Source organism: Paenibacillus terreus (genome assembly GCF_042138595.1).
In the GTDB taxonomy this organism is placed as follows: Bacteria; Bacillota; Bacilli; order Paenibacillales; family Paenibacillaceae; genus Paenibacillus; species Paenibacillus terreus.
The window spans coordinates 208,768-229,650 of sequence record NZ_JBHIRX010000004.1; the positions used below are offsets into that span (position 1 = coordinate 208,768).

The following is a 20,883-nucleotide window of genomic DNA, read 5'->3' on the forward strand; positions in this document are numbered from 1 at the left end:
CCTCCTCGTTTGTTACCGGTTCCCCGGCGCAAGAACGTCAGTTATTTATTACTTTCGAAAATTTTGACCGTCCCGCTATAAAAATCGGCGACTGCCTGCTCGACTGTTTTCTTGCCAAAGCCAATTTCCTGAATGGTCGTCTCCGCCAGCTTTGAAAATTCGGAAAATCCCGGCAGATTGTAACTGACCGCAAACGGTTCGCTCTCGGCCTGCTTGGAAACCCTGCTCGTATAGTCGTAAATGATGCTGTCCACCTCGTTCGCATCGCTTTCGAGCAGCTTGCGGTTGGCAGCCGTTACCGGTACGCCGCGGTCGTTGCCAAGGATCTTCGCCGCATCCGGATCATTGACCCAGAAGCTCATCAGCCGGGCGACCTCAGCCGGATGCCCGGTTTTGGCATAACCGGACATGCCCTGGCTGGATTCGAACACAACGCCGGTTCCCTTCTGGCCCCGCGGCACCTGCACGAGTGTCAGCTTATCCTGTGTCATGCCCTGCATCGCGGCAAGCTGGTTGGAGGCGGCCAGCGTCATTGCGACCTTGCCTGTAATGATCAGCGACTTGCCCGTATCGGTCGGCGGATTGGATACCTGCAGCTCCGGTGTGGCAACGCCGCCAGCTTCGGCAGTCTTTTGCCAGAAATCAAACCATGGACGAATATCCGCTTCCGTGTAGCCTAGCTGGTTGTTCGGCATATCGTACAGCTGTTTTCCGTGCTGCTTTAAGTAAATATCCATGCCGTCGAAGGTGAAGTTATATGTGCCATAATAACCTTTGCCAAGCTTATCGGAAATTTGCTTGCTGACCGCCGCATAGTCGTCCCATGTCCAGCCGTCCTGCGGAACAGGAATGCCCGCTTTCTCGAACATCGACGTATTGATGATGATGCCTCTGGCGTTGGCGCCTGCCGAGATATGCTGCAGCTTGCCGTCAAATGTGCCGTATTCCACCATGGCTTTATCCACATCCTTCAGGTCGAGCTCCTTGCCGACGTAAGGGCCAAGATCCAGCAGCACGCCCTTCTTTGCATAATCGACAACATTGCCGCCGAGAAAGAAAACGTCCGCTGCCGTGCCTGATGCAAGTTGCGTATTCAGCTTATCGAAATAACCGGAGTTCGGCGCGAATTCCCCGATTACCTTAATGTCGGGATTTTTCTCCATAAACAGCTTGAGTGCCTCATTCGTACGGTCAGCACGGGCTTGATCGCCCCACCACATCACGCGGAGCTCAACCTGCCCGGCTGCTGCGCCATCACCTTCGGGGGCTGATCCGGTATTCGCCGTTCCGCTGTTAGCGTCTGCTCCCCCGGGCGGTCCGCCGCTCGTTCCTCCCGAGCATGCCGCCAGTACTGTCATCAGAAGAGCCAATGTGAATGCCAACATTGTTTTTTTCATGCAACTGCTCACCTCTGTTTTTTGTATTGGTATAAAGCGCTTACAATTACGTTTTGCCAGACCGTTTACTTCTCATTTTGAGCAACTTTCATTTCAAGCCTGTTGTCGCAATCCCTTCCAGAAAGTACTTTTGGAACAGGAGGAAGACCGCCGTGATCGGCAGCAGTGACAGTGCGGACATCGCCAGCAGAGCGCCCCAGTCAGACTGGCCGGAAGGGTCGAACAAGGAGCGGATGCCAAGCTGTACAGTGAAGAGCCGGATATCGCTCAGGTAGATCATTTGACTGAAGAAATCGTCCCATGACCAGATGAATGTAAAAATCGCCGTCGTAATAAGCGCGGGTACAAGCAGCGGCAGCATAATCCGCAAATATATTTGCCGCTGGCTGCAGCCGTCGATCGTCGCGCTCTCATCCAGCTCGCGCGGAATGCCGCGAATGAACTGCACCATCAATAGGATGAAAAAGGAATCATGCGCCAGCCATTTGGGCAGGATCAGCGGATAATAAGTGTTGATCCATTGAAACTCATTGTAGATCATGTACTGAGGCACGAGTGTAACGTGGTAAGGCAGCATAATCGTTACCAGCATAAGCGAGAACCACAGCTTCTTGAACCGAAATTCGAGCCGTCCGAAGGCGAAAGCCGCGAACGAACAGGTGATGACATTTCCGAGCACACTCATAACTGAGATCAGTGCCGAGTTCATGAAAAAACGCCCGAAGGATACACCGTTAAGTCCCCGCCAGCCATTGATGTAATTGTCGAGCGTGAACTGTGTTGGCCAAAGTCCCGTATTTGTGAAAATCATCGTATTCGGCTTGAAGGAGCTGGAAATGAGCCAGAGGACCGGATACAGCATGCCGATGCCGATCAGGATGATCACGACATGTCTGCCCAACCGGGTCAGATTTTGCCTGCTCGTCATGGCACGTTACCTCCCTTCTCTGCCATCGCCGTAGAACACCCAATATTTTGAGGTGCTGAACACGATAGCGGTGAATATTCCGATAATGATGAGCATAATCCAGGCCAGTGCGGAAGCGTAACCCATGTCGAAGAAGGAGAAGCCCTTCAAATACAGGTAAAGCGTGTAAAACATCGTTGCATCCAGCGGGCCGCCGCGTCCGTCCCCGATCATGAAGGCAGGCGTAAACGCCTGAAACGAGTTGATGATGCTCATAATGAGATTGAAGAAAATGACCGGTGACAGCAGTGGGAGCGTAATCCGGAAAAACTGCCGCATTTTGCCCGCCCCGTCCACCTGTGACGCCTCGTACAGATCGGCCGGGATTTGCTTTAAGCCAGCCAGGAAAATGACCATCGCCGAGCCGAACTGCCAGACAGACAGTGTCACGATCGTGTAGACGACGTAATCGGGATGGGATATCCAGGATGGCCCTTCGATGCCCAGTCCGGCCAGCAGCCGGTTGACGACCCCGGTTCCTTCAAACAATTGCCGCCATACGATCGCAATGGCGACGCTTCCTCCGAGCAGGGATGGCAGATAATAAACCGTACGGTAAAAGCCGAGCGCCCTGATGCCTTTGTTCAGCGCCATCGCTACAAGCAGCGCGAAGATCAGCCGCAGCGGAACCGACAGGAATACGTATTTGAAGGTGACGGCAAGCGAGGCGGTGAACGTGCTGTCTTCGGTGAAAATCGTGACATAGTTATCCAACCCGATCCAGACAGGCGGACTGAACAGATTGAACCGGGTCATCGACAGGTACAAGGAAGCGAGCATGGGACCAAGTGTCAGGCAGAAAAAGCCGATCAGCCATGGCAGCAAAAACGTATACGCGGTCAGATTGTCCCGTGCTCTTGGCAGTTTGCGCATGCGGTGTACACCCTCCTTATGGGCGAATAGTAGTGGTATAGGTTTAGCATACCCGTGATACGCATGCGCCGGAATTCTATTTCTTCGGGTCTTCGCTCTTAATTTTTTCGGGTTGTCGCTTGGCGGTACTCCGATGGGTTCATGCCGTACATGCGCTTGAACTTGGTGCTGAAATAGCTCGCATTGGAGAAGCCTGTCAGCTCCGCAATTTCCCACAAGCCCAGCTTCGTCTCCTTCAGCAGGCGGGTGGCATGCACCATACGGATGTCGGTCAAGTATTGAATGAACGTCTTGCCAGCTTTTGCTTTGAACATCTCGGAAAAGTACGACGGATTGTAGTTAAACCGTTCGGAGATCATCGTTAAATTCAGGTCGTACATGTAGTTATCGTCTATGTAGTGCTGTACCGCTTCCATAAGCGACGGCTCGCCCCTCCCTTCAGCTGATGGTTGGCCCTCAACCACATGTGCTGCTATCCGTTGCAAAAATGTTGCCGCTTTGCGGACCGACTCAAGCCCGAGCACCATCTCGGGACGAAGCCACAGCTTTTCGCTGCCATCCAGATGTACACGGGAAGCATGCGCGAGTGTTTCCAGCATCAGATAAAGCTGAAAAATGACTTTGATGAACCGTGAACGGGAAATATCGAGCGCTTCAGCCAGCTCTCGCCACATCGCCTCTTCAAACGAAGACAATTCTCCCCGCTGTAGATAGCTGCGGAGAATTTTAACCGTATCCTCCGACAACGCCGCTTGTCCCTCCGCTGCCCCTCGTGGCGCTTCGGGCATTCCTCTGTCTGACAAATTCCACGTGAGCAGCGCAGACAGATACCCCTCACCCCATTGCTTGAATCCAACGACGGAATGACCAATGCCTACAAACGGCTCATAACCGATGTAAGAGAAAACACTTCTCTTCAGCATGCATGTCAGAGAGGCGAGCTGTTTGTCGTCCAGCGTCGATACAATGTGCATCAATCCCGGAAAGTTTGGATCGCGAAACACGCACGCCGCTTCTGCATAAGTGTTCACGTTTTCGCGACAGACGAGCTCGAACGGCAGACGGAGCTTCTCTGGAGTGCGTACGGATTCTTGCCCATCCTGGCCGGATGACCGCTCCCGAAGTCCGGCAGTCAGGAAACGGACAGCGCGGGCATCCCAGTCATCCAACCGGAACAGCCTGGCCCGCTCCAGCATATCGCGCTCCTGACCAAGTTTCTCCTTAACAAGATGCACGATGAAATGTTCTTTCATCTCCATGTAGTATTGTGACATTCTCCATTGCATGATTGATGCCTGATCCTGCTCAACCCGTTCAGCGTCAAGCTCTTGACACAGTCGAGTCAACGCCTCGGTCAGCTCGGTTCTGGCAACAGGCTTGAGCAAATAATCTCTGGCCTGGTGCCGGACGGCGGCCTTCGCATAATGAATATCCTCGTAGCCTGTAATGATGAGCAACCGCAGCTCTGGGTGCTGCTCACGGCATGCCTTCAGCAGGGAAACGCCGTTCATGAGCGGCATATTCATGTCAGTGATGACGATATCAAATGCCTCAGTGGCAAGCTTCTCCATCGCTTCGGCACCATTCCTCGCTTCCCCGGCAATCGTCAGGCCAAGCTGCTCCCAATTTATTTTCAGCTTTAGGCCCTGGCGGATTTCCGGCTCATCATCCACGATCAACACTCGATACATGCGCAATCTCCTCCCGGAATGGCAATATAAGTTCAATGATGGTCCCTTCTCCGGCAACCGATTCAATCCGCAGTCCAAACAGCTTTCCATAATACAATCTGCAGCGGGCAAGTACGTTGCCAAGTCCGATCTCCCGGCTGCGGCTGGCAAGGATATGGTCAAGCTGGGCATAGGCAGCCTGGTCAGTCAGCTTGCGCAGCAGCTCTGCAGGCATGCCCGGTCCATGATCAGCGACCGACAGCCGGACGCGGTCTTTCTCTCTCTGCACCCGGATATTTACATAGGCTTCAGGCGATTGACGGAAGCTGTACTTGACAGCGTTTTCAATTAAAGGTTGAAGAATAAATTTAATGATCATGGCATCTTCCAATCCTTCATCCACCTCCATGGTCAGGTGCAGTTTGTCCCCGAAGCGGACTTCGAGGATGGACATATAATCCCTTACATATTTCAGTTCCTCTGCGAGCCGGATTACATCGTCGTTAATGCGGAGTGAGAAGCGCAGCATTTTGCCAAGCGATTCAATCACCTGCACCGTATCATCCGTCCGCTGCTGCATCGCTAGGGAGCTCATCAGCTCCAGCGTGTTAAACAGGAAATGCGGATTGATCTGCATAAGCAGTGTCTTGTATTCCGCCTGCTGGCGCAACAGCTTCAGCTCGAACTCGGTTTTGATGTGGCTGCGAAGCTGGCCGACCATGTTACGGAACGTTGAGGTGACAAAACCAACCTCATTGCGCACATTGCTGCCAGCGGGGATCTTGGCTTCGGCGCCCGCGAAATCGCCGTGCTGGACGTGGTGCATAGCCGACACAAGACGTGACAGCGGCCTCGTAAACCCGTGCGACAGCCAGATAGCGATGAGGACGGACACAAGCAGCAGAATAACCGCGAACGTCATCATACTGTCCCGCAGCTTGAAGAGCTGGCCGTATAGATCCGCTTCCGAGACGAAGCCTACCAGCATCCAGTCGGTGCGGACTAGCCTTTTATATACCAGGATTTCGTCTCCTTTCTCCTGCCCGGGGGTATACTCCACGCCCTGCTTGTTCGTTCCGACGCGCAGTTCCCTTACCTTGCCCAGCATGTCTGCATGCATGCTGTATTCCTTCTGGGACAGCATCGGCTGCAGAAGCTCATTCACGAGAAAGATCGTGCCGTTCTCTCCCAGATGAATCCGGTTCAGCGGGTCCAGCAAATAGGAGGAGCTAATATTCACCTTCATTACGGTTTTGGCAAGAGACGGCTCGAAATGCCCGATCGGCATCAGCAGGCTGATGACAGACTTGTTATTATACTGTTGCGAATACCGGTCGAGATGGGCAGGCACCCAGCGAATGCTGCGCTCCTTGAAATCCCGGTACCACGCCTCCTCTTTAAAGGAAGGATCGTTGACCACCTCGTTGTTCATGCCGATTCGCAGCCCATCATCCCGGTAAAGAAATACGGAGGAGATGATCGAATAATTGTTTGTCGTCTGTGTCAGAAAGCGGCTGAAGTTGAGGTTCGCGAGACTTTTCTCGCCTGGCGACAGCGTCGGATCGGCCATGGCCAGCTCCCACTGGTGCGTCAGCTCGCTGTTGAAGACGAGCGAGGAGAAATCATACATTTGCGCCTGGGCCATATCGATGAACGAGCCGTATTCGTCCATTTTTTCCAGTGCCGAAGACTCAAGATAGGAGCGGATAATAGAGCGTGATTCATTGAACAACAGCAGTGTCATGACATAGAAAGACAGCACAAACAGCAACACGAACGCCGTGATCAGGCGGCTTTTAAGAGAATACAGCATGCGGGTCACTCCCTCGTCGGCTTTAAAGGAACGCCTTGACTTGGAAGTCTTGGCGTCGAAAAATGATTGACTTACCTGTCTATCGAAAAAAGGGGGGTACTCATGCTGGCGACGCCCATAGTATACCATGACAAATGATGCCTTCAACCCTCACCCATAACATAAATGGGAGGTACGCAAAAAAAGGCCTTGACTAATCGCCAATTGATCATAGCGAGTCGTCAGGCCAAGATGATTATACTGTGTCAAAAAGCTGCGTTGCCCTTTCTGCTCAAAATTGCCAACGAGAGGGGATAAAAAATTACCAGCTTGCCTTTTTAACGCCAGGGATCTGCCCGCTGTGTGCCAGCTCGCGAAATACGATCCGGGATACCTTGAATTTGCTGATATATCCCCGTGGCCGGCCCGTAACCGAACAGCGGTTATGCAGACGAACAGGTGATGAATCGCGGGGCAGCTTTTGCAAAGCCGCATAGTCTCCTTTTTCTTTCAGCTCTCTCCGCTTCGCAGCGTACTTTGCCGCTAATGCCTGTCGCTTCAACTCTTTAACAACCTTCGATTTTTTGGCCATATCTTCTTCCTCCTTTGGTAGTATATTGGGTGCGTGGGCCATACATCATTTCATGGCATTATTCGTTTAACGCCGCCTTTAAAGCCTCAAGATTCTGACGCATGACTTTAATATAATCAAGCCCGTCTGCAAGCTCTTCTTCAGATAAACCTTCAATCGGATTCAGAACCGCGGATTTGGCTCCGATCTCGTTAGCTATCGTATCAGCCACTTTGGAAGACACCAATGTCTCGAAAAAGATCGTCTTCACGTTATGCTCCTTCGCGAACTTGACGATGTCAGCCATCCGTGAAGGCGATGGCTCCTGGTCAGGTGAAAGTCCGGCGATCGGAACTTGGGTCAGTCCGTACTGTTTCGCAAGATAACCAAAGGCGGCATGCTGTGTGATGAAATCCTTGCGCTTGCTGTCCTTCAAGGCTGCTGCAAAATCCTTGTCGAGCGTTTCAAGCTCGGCTACATAAGCATCAGCATTGGCTTTGAACTGGTCTTTATATTCCGGAGCCGCTTCGGACAGTCCCTTTTCAATGTTGCGAACCTCCTGAATCGCCAGTGCCGGCGACAGCCATACGTGCGGGTCCAAGCCTCCATGGTCATGGTGATGACCGCTTTCTGCGTGGTTCTCAGCTTCATGCCCATGTTCATCATGAGTATGTTCCTCAGCTTCATGTGCACCTTCATCATGAGTGTGCCCCTCGTCTTCATGTGCATGTTCGTGAGCGTGTTCACTCTCTTCATGAGACTCTTCGCCATGCTCATGCCCTTCCTCCGCACCATCCATTAGCTCGATCCCTTGGCTGGCTTCAATGGCCTTAAGCCCGGAGCCAGTGGCGCTGTCAAGAACCTGTTCTGCCCAGCTTTCCATGCCACCACCGCTGTACACGAGCACATCGGCATCAGTAATGGCGGCCATATCCTGTGCAGTCGGCTCCCAATCATGTGGCTCTGTGCCTGCGGGGACAAGATTTTCCACATTAGCCAGATCTCCCGCTACATGGCGTGTAAATTCGTACATGGGATAAAAGCTCGTCCTGATCTCCAGCTTTTTTGTCGCTTCTACAGTTGCGGATGCTTCAGTTGAGGTGGACGAACTGTTGTTTCCAGCGCTGTTATTACCCTCCGAACTTGTATTCGAGCCGCATCCGGCTGCGACGAGCATTACAGACAAAGATAACGCAGTTAAACTATGATTCCAAAATTTCATTTTCTTAGGCCCTCTCTTCAATTCATAATTTTCCGGTATGTAATCTAAACACAAACATTTGATAACCGGTTAATTTCGATAAGCAGGTATAGCACCGCATTTGGACGATTAAATCACCCTTTCCTTATTCGTAATTATTACACATTAACAATAAAACATAATATAGTAAAAATTACGATTTGTAAACTGAGTAATGCCAATTCAACCAGAAGTTCCGGGCACCTGAAAAATTTATGCTTTCAACGCAAAAAAACCGTGAGAACAAATTGTGCACCAAAAGTGCACTTTTTCCTCACGGCTTCTCTGATGTTAGCCTAACTTCTCATTTTTTTCGAGGTTTTTTCACCCTCTTTCCTATCTTCGGCCTTTGGCGAAAACTCAGGTAAATAGTACAGAAAAAAATCAAAAAACTGTTCCTTAAAGACTAATAAATCCCCCTGCTCTTGTTCTTCCTTTTTATTTGATTTCATGGCTTCACCATCATCTCTTTTCCATAAATAGCAGTTATCCAGTAAGACCATCTTTCTTATAGCTGCATCCACTTCTCCTTAAAGAATAAATTAAAGACTCGCACCGCAATGATCTTCACGATCATATACAGAGGAATAACAACGATCATCGCGATAATGCCCCCAATATCACCGGCAGCCAGCACAAGGATGATGGTCGTGAGCGGGTGAATGTCCAGGCTTTTCCCGAACACATAAGGGGCGATCAGGTTATCTTGAATCTGCTGGGCTACAAGTATAATAACAAGGGACCATATAGCCGTTGACGGAGACTGTGTCAGACCGACAATGATGATCGGGATCGCGGACAGAATGGCTCCTATAAAAGGCACAAAATTCGCAATCACGGCTACCGCTGTCAGCAAAAAGGCGTACGGCAGACCGATAACAATAAAGCCGAAGTACATCAACACCCCTAACGCCAGATTGATCAGCACTCGCCCGATAATAAACCCGCTCAGCACTTGATCAATTTCTGTAATGATGGAACGGGTATCGTCCTGAAAACGAGTTGGCGCTGCCCCTGTGATCCGCTGTCCCAACTTTCCCTCTTCCTTGAGCATAAAGAACAGGAGAATCGGGAAAGTGAACAGCACGACCGTGAAATTGGATACAAATGAGACAACTCCTCCAACAGAGTTCGTCAAAAGCGTGAGCCCCTTATTCAAGTAATCCGTCACCGAAGACAGCGGGCTGGCGCCTTCCGGAAACAGCGAAGAGAGAAATCCGCTTTGCTCCAGCTCGTTGATTGTCTCCCCCAAGGAATTGAACAGGTTCGGGATGTTGTTCAGAAAGCTGATCAATTGCTCCTGAAGCCTTGGCCACTGGCTGGCGCTAAACCAAACCAGCGCAAGAGCGAAGAGCAAATAAATCAGCAGAATCGAAACGGTTCGATTGATCCTGTATTTTGCCATATACCTGACAAGCGGCCTGATCAGGTAGTAGAAGAATACCGCGAGCAGCAGCGGAACAGCTACAACCTGAATCAATGAAAGCAATGGCTGAAAAACAAAGTTTACCTTCGAGCCTAAATAAATGATTAACAGCACGAAGATGATGAAAAGTGCAAAACGCAGGACTTTGTTCTTTATAAGCAATGACTTCCCTCCAACGGATCAAGTATTATTTTTTCAGGTGTATCCCGTTCATTTTTCTCTCGCAGACTGCTGATATGTACCATGATGGTACTATATTCGTAAACATAATGATCCCCCCATACGGTTTCATATATACACTTACAGGTAATGGAAGCCGCTAACGCCCCTAGTATACCATGCCAAGTCATATAAATAACATTTTATGTACTGATGCACTTTTTCGCCCAGAACGTAAAAAAGCCGTGAGCACAAAATATGCACCATAAGCACACGTTTTTCTCACGTTTTTCTTGTATCAGCCGGATGCTTCACTTTTTTTGAGGTTTTTTTGCTCTCTTCCCCATTCTCTTCCTTATGAGAAAACTCAGGCAAATAGTAAAGAAAAAAATCAAAAACCGGTTCCTTGAGACCTGGATGCTTTTGTTCTTCCTTATGAATTAAATTCAATTCCTCTCCCCCTTTGAGACATTACACATCTCCTGACTTAGATGTTATATTAAAGACCAAATAAAAAAATCGTACAAAAGGGCAAGAGCCTTATGTACGACCGGGCAATATTCCAAGAAGTGCATACTTTCTGATATCTTCATAAATGGAGAATCCCCCGCTCCACGGAAACAGCCACTGCTTCCGAGCGGGAATCGACACCCAATTTATTGTAAATATTCGTGAGATGAGCCTTTACGGTCCTTTCGGAAATGCCCAGATCAAAGGCTATTTCTTTGCTTCGGCAGCCGCGGGCGATCGATTGCAGAATGAACATTTCTTTCTCGCTAATTAAGTTTTGTTCGCGGACTGGAGCTGAGGGTTCCTCTTTTTTCAACCTGTCCGCAAACACTTTTGCCGTAATTTCCGGTTGAAGCAGCGTTTCTCCGCGCAGAGCGGATTCAAGTGTCCGAAATAAATTTTCCCGGCTTGTATCCTTGAGCAAATATCCTTTTGCTCCCAGCGACAGGCCTTTAATCATTAAATCATCTTCGTTATATGTCGTCAGAATAATGACAGGTGTCTTGTTGTTTCTTTCTCTAAGCGCCTCCATGGTTTCAAGTCCGCTCATTCCGGGCATGTTCAAGTCCATCAAGATGACATCCGGGGCCAGCTCCTCAATAAGGCTGAGGGCTGTGCGTCCCTCTTCCGCTTCTCCGACGACTTCATATTGGCTGTCGGTTTCAAGAATAAGCTTTAATCCTTCCCTGACGACCCAATGATCATCAACAATGAGCACTTTAAATTTCATAACGGGCCTCCTTTGCCAATGGCACCTCAATTTCAATAGATGTTCCTTCCCTTGCAGAGCTTTGAATGTTAATGCCTCCGCCAAGCAATCGCACGCGCTCTTGTATACCGATCAATCCGTAATGTCCGGCTTTTCTTCCGATGGTTTGGATGTTAAATCCTTTTCCATTGTCTCTTATTTGCATACGCAGCATCTGTTCCATATTCATAATACGAATGTATACAATCTTGGCTTGGGCATGCTTGGCCACGTTGGTTAAGCATTCTCTTACGATGTGCTTCGCATGCTCCGTAACCAGCGTAGATAATGATGACTTCACTTCAAGTTCCAGGTTAACGGGAATACCAGTAGCCATGGTGAATCGCTGCGCTTCTTCCCGAACAGCCTCCGTAAAATCTACTTCAACAGCGGATTTGGATCTAAGGTCATCGATGGCTCTCCTCGCTTCGGAAAGAGACCGTCGGGCCTGAGACATGGACTGCTGCACGATTTCATGCGCTCTTTTTGCCCCACCTTTTGTCATGTGTGCATCGATGGCTTCCAATTGCATAATAAGCCCCGCCAATCCCTGGGCAAGCGTATCATGAAGGTCACGCGCCATACGCTGCCGCTCATTGGCCAGCGTAAGCTCCTCCACCTTCTGATGGGCGAACTCCAGTTCACGAAGAAAGGTCTGGGTCCTTACTCTGGCATGAACCTGCTGATAGAAAAGCAGTGCATACGCAACAACCACGACAATCAGCATAATAAGGACAGGCATAAGAATGCCGATTTGTTCCCCATTGTGAAACCAGATCACCACAGCACAAAACACAAGATAGAGAGCCAGAAACAGCATTGTTACTTTCAACGGCTGATAATAAACGCCCACCCCCTGCCCAATCAGAACGGGGATCAGGCAAACCAGAACGATCGGAAAGCCGGCGGGCAGCAAATATGAACTCAAAAAAATGATAGCCCCTTGCAGGACAAAATATAGCCAGGGCCCATACCTTACAAACCTGTGCCCAAACCAATACAGCCAAGGCCCGTAACTTACAAGCCTGTGCGAAAACCAATATAAACAGGAATGCGCCGCCATTGCTACAGTAAACAGAATACTCCTTAGAAGCATCGGTTCGCTAAGAAGCTGAAATATCATAACCTCGCTATATATGATGGCCACCCAAATCAGAACCGGAACTCTGGAAGTTAAGATTCTCTCCGTTTCATTTGGAGTGGCAGTTCTTTGATTATCCATCATTCACCTCTATATGCCTATGCCAAAAAGAATGGTCATTCTATACAAGCATTATTATATAATACGGGAAAACGCCAACAAAAAAAACGTACACAAGGGCAGTTCTTGTGTACGTTCGGGCGATATTCGGGCAACCGCTCATTCATCTATACATTGGCTACCATGCCTGTCTAACTTTTCTTCTTTTTTCGAGGATTTTTCACCTTCTTTTCTATCTTCGGCCTTTTGTGAAAACTCAGGTAAATAATATAGAAAGAAATCAAAAAACTGTTCCTTAAAAAGGAATAAATCCTCTTGCCCTTGTTCTTCCTTTTTGTTTGACTTCATTGCCTCACCATCTTCTTTTTCCGTCTAGCATAGCCATGTTTTATGAACGGACGATGAACGGGGAACCACGGGGTAACTAATTAATGAATGTTAACAGTCAATCAAGCGGGTAGTTAATAGATAGTGCAAAAAAAAGGACGCTCCCGCACATTCGTTTGGGCTACGTCCACATCATTATCTTCTCTTTCCTGCAACTTACGCGGGCTTACGAACGCAAATCCTGAATCCCGGTGTTCGCTTTTACGAGAATTTCATCGAATTTCGCGTCATCACGTGCGGATGAGAAATACGTTCCCAGAAATGCGCCCAAAAATCCCAGCGGAATGGAAATAATGCCCGGATTGGTAAGCGGGATCAGGGGCGTGCCCACCAGAATCGCTTTGCCTGCAACCGGGTCCCATACGTTGGGGCTGATCATGACCAAGATGATCGCGCTCACTAAACCAACCAGCATGCCTGTAACCGCTCCTGCGGTGTTAAAGCGCCTCCAGAATACGGTGAAGACAAGCACAGGCAGGTTTGCACTGGCGGCAACGGCAAAGGCGAGCGATACGAGAAAAGCCACGTTGAGTTTTTGCGCAAACAGCGCCAATAAAATGGAGATGATGGCGACTCCGACGGAAGCCAGCTTGGCGGCTCTCACCTGCTCCTTTTCCTCTGCTGCGCCCTTCCGGATAATATGCGCGTAAAAATCATGGGCGAAAGCAGACGCCCCGGACAGTACCAAACCTGCGACGACAGCGAGAATAGTGGCAAAGGCAACGGCAGATACAAAGGCGAACAGAAACTCTCCGCCGAGGGCTTTGGCTAGAAGCGGTGCGGCCATATTGCCTGCAGCGTTGGCTTCCACGATGGCGCTTTCCCCTACGAAGGCGGCGGCTCCGAATCCGAGAAACAGCGTCAGCACGTAAAATAATCCTATGATCCATGTAGCAACAACGACTGATTTTCTAGCAGTAGGCGCATCTTTAACGGTAAAAAAACGGATCAAAATATGCGGAAGCCCTGCGGTTCCCAGCACCAGCGCCAGATTCAGTGAAATCGTGTCCAGACCGTTGGCAAATTTATTGCCAGGGTGGAGAAAGGCTTCCTGAAGCGGCGTGGATGTCCGCATGTCATGAAACATTTGCCCGATATTGTAATCAAACCTGGCGAAGACGATCAGTGAAATGATGAAGGTTCCTGCCATGAGGAGCACACATTTGATGATTTGCACCCAGCTTGTCGCCGTCATGCCGCCAAAGACAACATAAATGGTCATCAGCACACCAACAATGAGCACTGACATTGTATAATCTAGGCCTGGAATCAAAAGCTGGATCAATGCGCCTGCGCCGACCAGTTGGGCGATCATGTAGAAAATGGAGATGACAATGGAGTTCAGGGCGGCGACGCCGCGGATCTTCTTCGTATTGAAGCGGGCGGCAATCATGTCAGCCATCGTGTATTTTCCCAGATTGCGCAAGGGCTCCGCAATGATATACAGCACGACAAGATATGCGACGAGAAAGCCGATGCTGTAAAAAAATCCGTCAAACCCAAACAGCGCAATCATGCCGGCAATGCCGAGGAAGGAAGCGGCCGACATGTAATCACCGGCGATGGCCAGCCCGTTCTGCCAGCCCGTCAATCCACCGCCGGCGGTATAAAACTCACTGGCTGTTTTTGTTTTTTTGGAGGCATAGTAGGTGATTACGAGAGTACCGAGTACGATTACAAGGAACAGGATAAATGCCGTATTCATAATGGACGCGCCCCCTCTTCCTTTTGAGCTGTTTGCGCCCTAAGCTCATTGCACATGGCATCAAACTTGACCGACTGTCTGGTATACAGATAACACAGCACCCAGGTCATGATGAACTGGGCGAAGGCAAAAACCCATGCCCAGGTTACCGAGCCGAAAGCGGGTTGATTCAATACATCGGAGTAGGACGTCAAAATTGGGAGGGTAAAGTAAAACGCCAGAAAAAACACGGAAAGCGGAATAATGAACCTTTTCTTCTTCGCCATCAAATTGCGGAAAGTCTCTGTTTTGGCAGCTTCACTGTATGTCATTCGCTTGTTGTCCAAATAAATTCCCTCCTTGTACCGTAATGTAGTACATCAGAAATCCATTGGTATGTAATCCTTTTCTTACAAACATTCCCACCTCCTTTTTTCTCAGTATACACAAATCGATAATAAAATGTAAGCCCTTTCAAACAAGCCTGCTTTCTTCTGCAGAACCCACTTTTATAAGAAGAGTGTCCCCGGGCACAGGACCTTGTTGGGGACACTCCTTCTCGTATCGACAAATTCAGCTCATATTTAGTTCGGTTCCCATTGGATGCCGCGGTTGACTCCATAGTTCCCACCATTTTTTGATCGCCGTAATAAAAATGACAACTCCCAGTACAAGCATGATGATGGACAGGATGCCATTGAGTACGTTATATCCTTTATTGCCTTCATTCAGATAGACGTTGGTGATCATCCAGCAGCCTGCATAATTGACAGTGACGAATAAATAAACGAGCGGGATGAAACAGGTAAGTGCGTACCAGCGTTTATCCGCTATTTTCAAGATGACGGTAGCGCCGACAATGAGGCCAATGGAAGCCATGAGCTGGTTCGAAACGCCGAACAGCGCCCACACGGAGCTGATGTCTCCGGACAGAAGCAGATATCCCCACATGAAGCAGGCCAATGCACTGGCAAAGATGGAACCCGGCAGCCAATCCACCTTTTTCAGCGGTTTATACACTTCACCGAAAAAGTCCTGAATCAGATAACGGGCCACTCGTGTTCCCGCATCGATGGCAGTCAGAATAAACACCGCTTCGAACATAATGACAAACTGGAAAAAGTATGGCGCAAGTCCATGGAACCAGGGGATGCTGGTGAAAATATACGTCATGCCGACCGCAAGCGTTACGGCCCCGCCTGTTCTGCCCTCCAGATCCAGGCCGATCTCCTGGGCCAGCTGCGGCAAATTGACAACATTCATGCTGAGGGTCTGGAACACCTGCGGTGTCGAGTTAATGGCAAAATAATCGGCAGGCTGCAGCGCCGCTGCGGCGATAAGCGCCATGATGCCGACCAGACATTCCACAAGCATGGCCCCGAAGCCGACGGCCTTGATATCGCTCCAGCGGTTGATCATTTTCGGCGTGGTTCCGGAACCGACGAAAGCGTGAAAGCCGGAGATCGCGCCGCAAGCAATCGTGATGGAGATGAACGGCCAGACAGGTCCGGCAATGACCGGCCCCCCTCCTGCTACAAAAGAAGTGAAAGCAGGGAATTGAATGTCCGGATTAATGATAAAGACACCGATAATGAGCGCGATGAATACGCCGATTTTCATAAAACTGCTTAAATAATCCCGCGGTGCAAGCAGCAGCCAGACCGGCAGCGCAGCCGCAAAGAAGGCATAGGCGGGAAGCATGAAGCCCAGCGTTCGTGCGTCCAATGTCAGCCATTCGCCGAGCACCGTCCCCTGAATGCTGGGTCCTGCGAATACACCGATCATCAGCAAAATAAAACCAAGCGTTGAGGCTAGCTTGAGATTGCTGGTCTTCTTGTAAAACAGACCGACACCCATCGCGATCGGAATCGTAATGGCGACGGCGAACGTGCCCCAAGGGTTGTTTTCCAGCGCATGAAGGACAACCATGGATAAACCGGCCATCGTAATCGTGATGATGAACAGCATGGCAAGTCCCGTGCAGAAGCCTGCAACCGGCCCCAGCTCATCTTTGGCTACTTCGGAGAGCGATTTTCCCTGCTTGCGCATGGAAGCAAACAATACGACGATATCGTGTACGGCACCGCCGATCACGGCTCCGATCAGCAGCCAGAGCAGCCCGGGCAGATAACCGAACTGGGCGGCCAAAATGGGCCCGACCAGCGGCCCGGCCGCCGCAATGGCTGCGAAATGGTGGCCGAAGGTCACCCATTTATTTGTCGGCACATAATCCTGCCCGTCATTTAACGCATGGGCCGGTGTCTCCTTGGCATCATCGAGCTTTAATACTTTGGCAGCCATAAAGGTGCCATACAGCCGATAGGCAATCATCAAGATACATATCGAGCCAATCACAATTGTAATCGCATTCATAAATGCTCACCTCTCTGCTTCTTCATAGCCACATTATAGGTTATGAAAATGAAGGCAGAGCATTTTCAAGCTATTATGCACACCGCTGAATCCAGCCTGCAGAAATAACGGCCTGAAATACATGGCTTCCTCAAAAACCGAGCAGCTGTTTCAATTCTTTCAAATATGTTCTGCTTACAGGCACACGGGATCCGTTTTTTAAAATCAGGTTACAGGTGGAGTGAAACCATGGCTCGATTTCGGTGATGCTGTCCAGATTTACGAGATAGGCGCGATGCACTCTCACGATGGCTGTATTTCCGACCCGCCGCTCCAGTGAAGCTAACGGCTCGTTTACCCGATAAACCTGATTTTCCGTTGCAATGATAGTCCTGCCGTTCTCGTAAGCCATATATAAAATCTGACGGACTGGAAGAAGCAAAATCCGCTCATCCACCGTAATGGCAAGCCGGTCCTTGCGCTCTGCGCTCTTGGCGGCATCCACAGATTCTGCGCTCGCAGACTGCCGGGGGATACCGGCCATTGCCGTAATTTTCTCCACCATTTGCCTGACCCGTTCTTCTTCAAACGGCTTTAAGATATAATCCGCGGCATTAAGATCAAAGGCCTGCAATGCATATTCGTCATAAGCCGTTGCAAACACGATAGCCGGATGGTGTTCCTCACGTTTTGTCATCAGTCCCCGCGCGATCTCCAACCCGCTTTCATGGTCAAGCTGAATATCCAGAAAGACAACATCCGGACAGGAGCTGCGGATTTGCTCGACAGCCTGTTCAAGCCGATCCGCCTCCCCGACGATTTGCACTCTTCCGGTCCGACGGAGCAGGTACCCCAGTTCGTCCCGGGCGAGGGGCTCGTCATCCACGATAACAGCCTTAAGCATATAAATCCCTCCATAACGAATGTTGGATCGGCAGCCGGATGGTAATGGCTGTCCCTGAGCCTGGCTTGCTGCGAATACGGAAATCAGCTTCAGCCCCGAACATCTCCTCAATCCGTTTGCTGATATTGTACAGAGCGGTTCCTGTTCCCCTTGCGGATTGAATCTCCCGCTTTCCGAGCTGCTGCAGAAGATAGGGCTCAATGCCCTGTCCGTTATCTTCAGCCTTGAGCATTATGTACTCACCATCCCGGTATACACTTAGCGTGACTTTTCCTTTTTCGTCCTCCACCTGGGAAGGAAATGCATACCGCAGCGCATTCTCCACCAAGGGCTGCAGCAGGAAGGGCGGCACGCCAACCGTTTTGAGTGAAGGATCGATCTTCGTTTCCAGCGTAAATTTACCGGGAAAGCGGGCCTGCTCAATGGCAAGATACGCATTCACATTTTCTAGCTCCTTGTACAGCGGGATCAACGGCTGCCGCGCTCCCTGCAGATTGCTGCGAAAAAACGAACTCATCTGCAGAAGCAGCATTCTCGCCTTCTCCGGATCGGTACGGCAGAGGGCTGACACTGTATTGAACGCATTAAACAGGAAATGCGGATGGATTTGTGCCTGCAGCGCCTTGATTTCAGCATCCTTTAACCGTTTTCGCTGCTGCTCGGCTTCGGCCAGCTCCAGCTGGGTTGAAAACAATCTGCCGAGCCCTTCCGCCACCTCCTGCTCAACCTGGTCCAAACGGCCGGGATTCTTGAAGTACAGCTTCAACGTCCCGACCGTTTTCTCATGTACTTTGAGCGGCAGGACAATGGCCGCCTCAAGGCAGCAGTCCGGCTGTCTGCACTGGATTTCGTCACGGGATACGGCTTTCATTACAGTCCCTGTTGACAATACTTTGCGGGTTAATCGGGTAGAAAGTCGTTCGAGCGGAACATGATGATCCGAGCCTTCCCCAACATGAGCCAGCACCTGCTGACTGTCCGTAATGGAAATGGCATCGGCATTCGTCCTGCTGAGAATTACAGCGGCCGCTTCCCGGCAGGAATGCGGATTGAGCCCTTGTCTGAAATACGGCAGCGTCTGATCCGCAATCTCAAACACCTGGTGAGTCTGCAGCGCCCGGGTGCGCGACTCTTCCTGCAGCACGGCTTGAATGACCAGCATGAATAGCAGCATGCCAAAACCGTTAATGACTACCATGGGAACGGTAATAATGTTGACGAGCGATAGAGCCGCGGCAAACGGAGGGGCTGTGGCCAAAATGATCCCCATCTGGATGCATTCCATCAGGATGCCGATAATGACTGTCTTCCACAAGGCTGATTTGTCCATAATTCGCAAACGTTTGCCGATGAATCCGGTTACAATTCCGGCCAGGATGCTGGACATCCCGCAGGCAAAGGCCGTAAATCCCCCCAGCGTGAAGCGGTGCAGACCGGCAATGATTCCGACACCTGTGCCAACCAAGGGGCCTCCGAGCAAGCCGCCGACAACAACGCCCATAATGCGCGTATTGGCTATGGCACTGTCCGAGCTAATCCATGTCTGCCATGCTTGTGTTCCCGTCTGACCCGTTCCCTGGATTTCAACACCCGTATAATTGCTGATCATGGCAAACGTGCCAAAAATAAAAATAAGCTTTATTTTATCTGTGAGCACATGCTGCCGGTGGATGATATGCCGGAACGATTTCAGACGGGACAATAAGAAGGCAACGATCAGCAGAATCCCCACCCGCTCCAGCATCAGGGGAAGCAGGTTCATCATTTTGTCTCACCTTTTTCATAATTAAGTAATTTAAATTATAATGCACATGTCTCGATTTCAAAGCCCATATCCTCAATAATTTGGTGATCCATGGATACCTCCTGCCCTTCTGTCGTTAGATAATCACCAACAAACAGGGAATTCGCTGCGTACAGCGATAACGGCTGCAGCGAGCGCAGATTCACTTCGCGTCCCCCGGCGATGCGGATTTCCTTGGAAGGGCAAATGAAGCGGAATAGGGCAATGACCTTCAGCGCTTTTGAGGGCGGCGTTCGGTCCGCCTTTTCAAGCGGTGTGCCCGGAATGGCATTCAAAAAGTTAATCGGTATGGAATCCGCATCCAGCTCCCGCAAAGCAAAAGCCAGCTCTACAATTTCCCGGTCCGACTCCCCCATGCCGATGATGGCGCCCGAGCAAGGAGACATGTCATACTGTTTAACCTGCTGCACGGTTCCCACCCTTTGATCGTATGTATGGGTTGTTGTAATTAGCGGATAGTTCGTTCTGCTCGTATTCAGATTATGGTTATACCGGTGTACACCGGCCTTAGCCAGCTTCTCGGCTTGTCCCTGCTTCAATATGCCAAGGCACGCGCAGATTTTAAGCGGCATCGTCGCGCGGATTTCTTTTACGGCTTCAACCACCTGATCCAATTCTTTATCCGTGGGACCTTTGCCTGACGCAACAATACAGTAGGTGCCGGCCTGCCGGCTCATGGCCTCCCGTGCGCCCGCAAGCAGTGTCTCCTTGTCGAGCATCGTATACTTCTTGATGGGAGCCGTCGAAACAATGGATTGCGAGCAGTAGCCGCAGTCTTCAGGGCAATGGCCGCTTTTGGCGTTAATGATCATGTTCAATTTGACCTTTTTGCCGAAATAATGCTTTCGAACGGTGAAAGCCGCCTGTAAAATGCCTAAAATCTCGTCATTGTCCGCTTCCAGCACTGCAAGGCCTTCTTCAAGTGACAGTCGTTCCCCCAGCAGCGCCTTTTTTGCGAAATCGTTCCAGTCAATTCTTGTTTCTACAGCCATTCCATATCATCCTTTCCGGTTCACCAGATCAATAGTTTGCCAGTTGTTAATTCAACAGATATATTGTCAACCTTTATTGTTTATTTTAGGTTGACAATATATCTGCCATTGTAACAGCTCTTTGTCTGGTCCGTAAAGAATTTCTGACAAGCTTATATCTCTCTGCGCAAAAAAAAGACGGCCGCATCCATTTCAGCGGTCGTCTT

Annotated in this window: 20 protein-coding genes; all 20 read right to left on the reverse strand. The window is 50.1% G+C overall.

Going from position 1 to position 20,883, the window contains the following annotated elements; all coding sequences use genetic code 11:
- Positions 1-41: 41 nt before the first annotated feature.
- The 20 genes from ACE5KN_RS10105 to bioB all read right to left on the reverse strand — a co-directional run bounded on the left by ACE5KN_RS10105 (position 42) and on the right by bioB (position 20,677).
- On the reverse strand, positions 42-1,397 hold the full coding sequence (locus ACE5KN_RS10105; RefSeq protein WP_375526503.1) for an ABC transporter substrate-binding protein: 1,356 nt from the start codon (positions 1,395-1,397) through the stop codon (positions 42-44).
- A gap of 88 nt (positions 1,398-1,485) precedes the next feature.
- On the reverse strand, positions 1,486-2,325 hold the full coding sequence (locus tag ACE5KN_RS10110) for a carbohydrate ABC transporter permease (protein WP_375526504.1): 840 nt from the start codon (positions 2,323-2,325) through the stop codon (positions 1,486-1,488).
- Between the two features lie 6 nt (positions 2,326-2,331).
- Positions 2,332-3,237, reverse strand: a complete 906-nt coding sequence (locus tag ACE5KN_RS10115) for a carbohydrate ABC transporter permease (RefSeq protein WP_375526505.1) — start codon at positions 3,235-3,237, stop codon at positions 2,332-2,334.
- 98 nt (positions 3,238-3,335) lie between these two features.
- Positions 3,336-4,928, reverse strand: a complete 1,593-nt coding sequence (locus ACE5KN_RS10120) for a response regulator (protein WP_375526506.1) — start codon at positions 4,926-4,928, stop codon at positions 3,336-3,338.
- Positions 4,903-6,720 (reverse strand): sensor histidine kinase, encoded by a 1,818-nt coding sequence (locus ACE5KN_RS10125; protein ID WP_375526507.1) that lies wholly within the window; start codon positions 6,718-6,720, stop codon positions 4,903-4,905. Before ACE5KN_RS10125 ends, ACE5KN_RS10120 begins: the two co-directional genes overlap by 26 nt.
- Before the next feature lie 301 nt (positions 6,721-7,021).
- Positions 7,022-7,291: a 30S ribosomal protein S14 gene (rpsN, locus tag ACE5KN_RS10130; protein WP_375526508.1), complete on the reverse strand. Its 270-nt coding sequence runs from the start codon at positions 7,289-7,291 to the stop codon at positions 7,022-7,024.
- Between the two features lie 58 nt (positions 7,292-7,349).
- Entirely contained in the window at positions 7,350-8,492 is a 1,143-nt protein-coding gene (locus tag ACE5KN_RS10135; protein WP_375526509.1) for a metal ABC transporter substrate-binding protein, read from the reverse strand.
- Positions 8,493-8,806: 314 nt separating this feature from the next.
- Complete coding sequence (locus ACE5KN_RS10140) at positions 8,807-9,034, reverse strand: hypothetical protein (protein ID WP_375533075.1); 228 nt, start codon at positions 9,032-9,034, stop codon at positions 8,807-8,809.
- A complete protein-coding gene (locus tag ACE5KN_RS10145) occupies positions 9,019-10,098 on the reverse strand; it encodes an AI-2E family transporter (protein ID WP_375526511.1) in 1,080 nt (359 codons plus the stop codon). Before ACE5KN_RS10145 ends, ACE5KN_RS10140 begins: the two co-directional genes overlap by 16 nt.
- Positions 10,089-10,286 (reverse strand): winged helix-turn-helix domain-containing protein, encoded by a 198-nt coding sequence (locus ACE5KN_RS10150; protein ID WP_375526512.1) that lies wholly within the window; start codon positions 10,284-10,286, stop codon positions 10,089-10,091. Before ACE5KN_RS10150 ends, ACE5KN_RS10145 begins: the two co-directional genes overlap by 10 nt.
- Before the next feature lie 91 nt (positions 10,287-10,377).
- Positions 10,378-10,545 (reverse strand): hypothetical protein, encoded by a 168-nt coding sequence (locus ACE5KN_RS10155; RefSeq protein WP_375526513.1) that lies wholly within the window; start codon positions 10,543-10,545, stop codon positions 10,378-10,380.
- A gap of 139 nt (positions 10,546-10,684) precedes the next feature.
- On the reverse strand, positions 10,685-11,335 hold the full coding sequence (locus ACE5KN_RS10160) for a response regulator (RefSeq protein WP_375526514.1): 651 nt from the start codon (positions 11,333-11,335) through the stop codon (positions 10,685-10,687).
- Positions 11,325-12,281 carry a sensor histidine kinase gene (locus ACE5KN_RS10165; protein WP_375526515.1) on the reverse strand — a complete coding sequence of 319 codons (957 nt, stop codon included), beginning with the start codon at positions 12,279-12,281 and terminating at the stop codon, positions 11,325-11,327. Before ACE5KN_RS10165 ends, ACE5KN_RS10160 begins: the two co-directional genes overlap by 11 nt.
- Positions 12,282-12,713: 432 nt before the next feature.
- Entirely contained in the window at positions 12,714-12,902 is a 189-nt protein-coding gene (locus ACE5KN_RS10170; RefSeq protein ID WP_375526516.1) for a hypothetical protein, read from the reverse strand.
- A gap of 205 nt (positions 12,903-13,107) precedes the next feature.
- Complete coding sequence (locus ACE5KN_RS10175; RefSeq protein WP_375526517.1) at positions 13,108-14,646, reverse strand: solute symporter family protein; 1,539 nt, start codon at positions 14,644-14,646, stop codon at positions 13,108-13,110.
- Entirely contained in the window at positions 14,643-14,957 is a 315-nt protein-coding gene (locus ACE5KN_RS10180; protein WP_375526583.1) for a DUF485 domain-containing protein, read from the reverse strand. Before ACE5KN_RS10180 ends, ACE5KN_RS10175 begins: the two co-directional genes overlap by 4 nt.
- A gap of 241 nt (positions 14,958-15,198) precedes the next feature.
- Positions 15,199-16,998: a carbon starvation protein CstA gene (gene cstA, locus ACE5KN_RS10185; protein ID WP_375526518.1), complete on the reverse strand. Its 1,800-nt coding sequence runs from the start codon at positions 16,996-16,998 to the stop codon at positions 15,199-15,201.
- Between the two features lie 130 nt (positions 16,999-17,128).
- Complete coding sequence (locus ACE5KN_RS10190) at positions 17,129-17,881, reverse strand: LytR/AlgR family response regulator transcription factor (protein WP_375526519.1); 753 nt, start codon at positions 17,879-17,881, stop codon at positions 17,129-17,131.
- Positions 17,874-19,646, reverse strand: a complete 1,773-nt coding sequence (locus ACE5KN_RS10195) for a LytS/YhcK type 5TM receptor domain-containing protein (RefSeq protein ID WP_375526520.1) — start codon at positions 19,644-19,646, stop codon at positions 17,874-17,876. Before ACE5KN_RS10195 ends, ACE5KN_RS10190 begins: the two co-directional genes overlap by 8 nt.
- Positions 19,647-19,681: 35 nt before the next feature.
- On the reverse strand, positions 19,682-20,677 hold the full coding sequence (gene bioB, locus ACE5KN_RS10200; protein WP_375526521.1) for a biotin synthase BioB: 996 nt from the start codon (positions 20,675-20,677) through the stop codon (positions 19,682-19,684).
- Positions 20,678-20,883 lie beyond the last annotated feature (206 nt).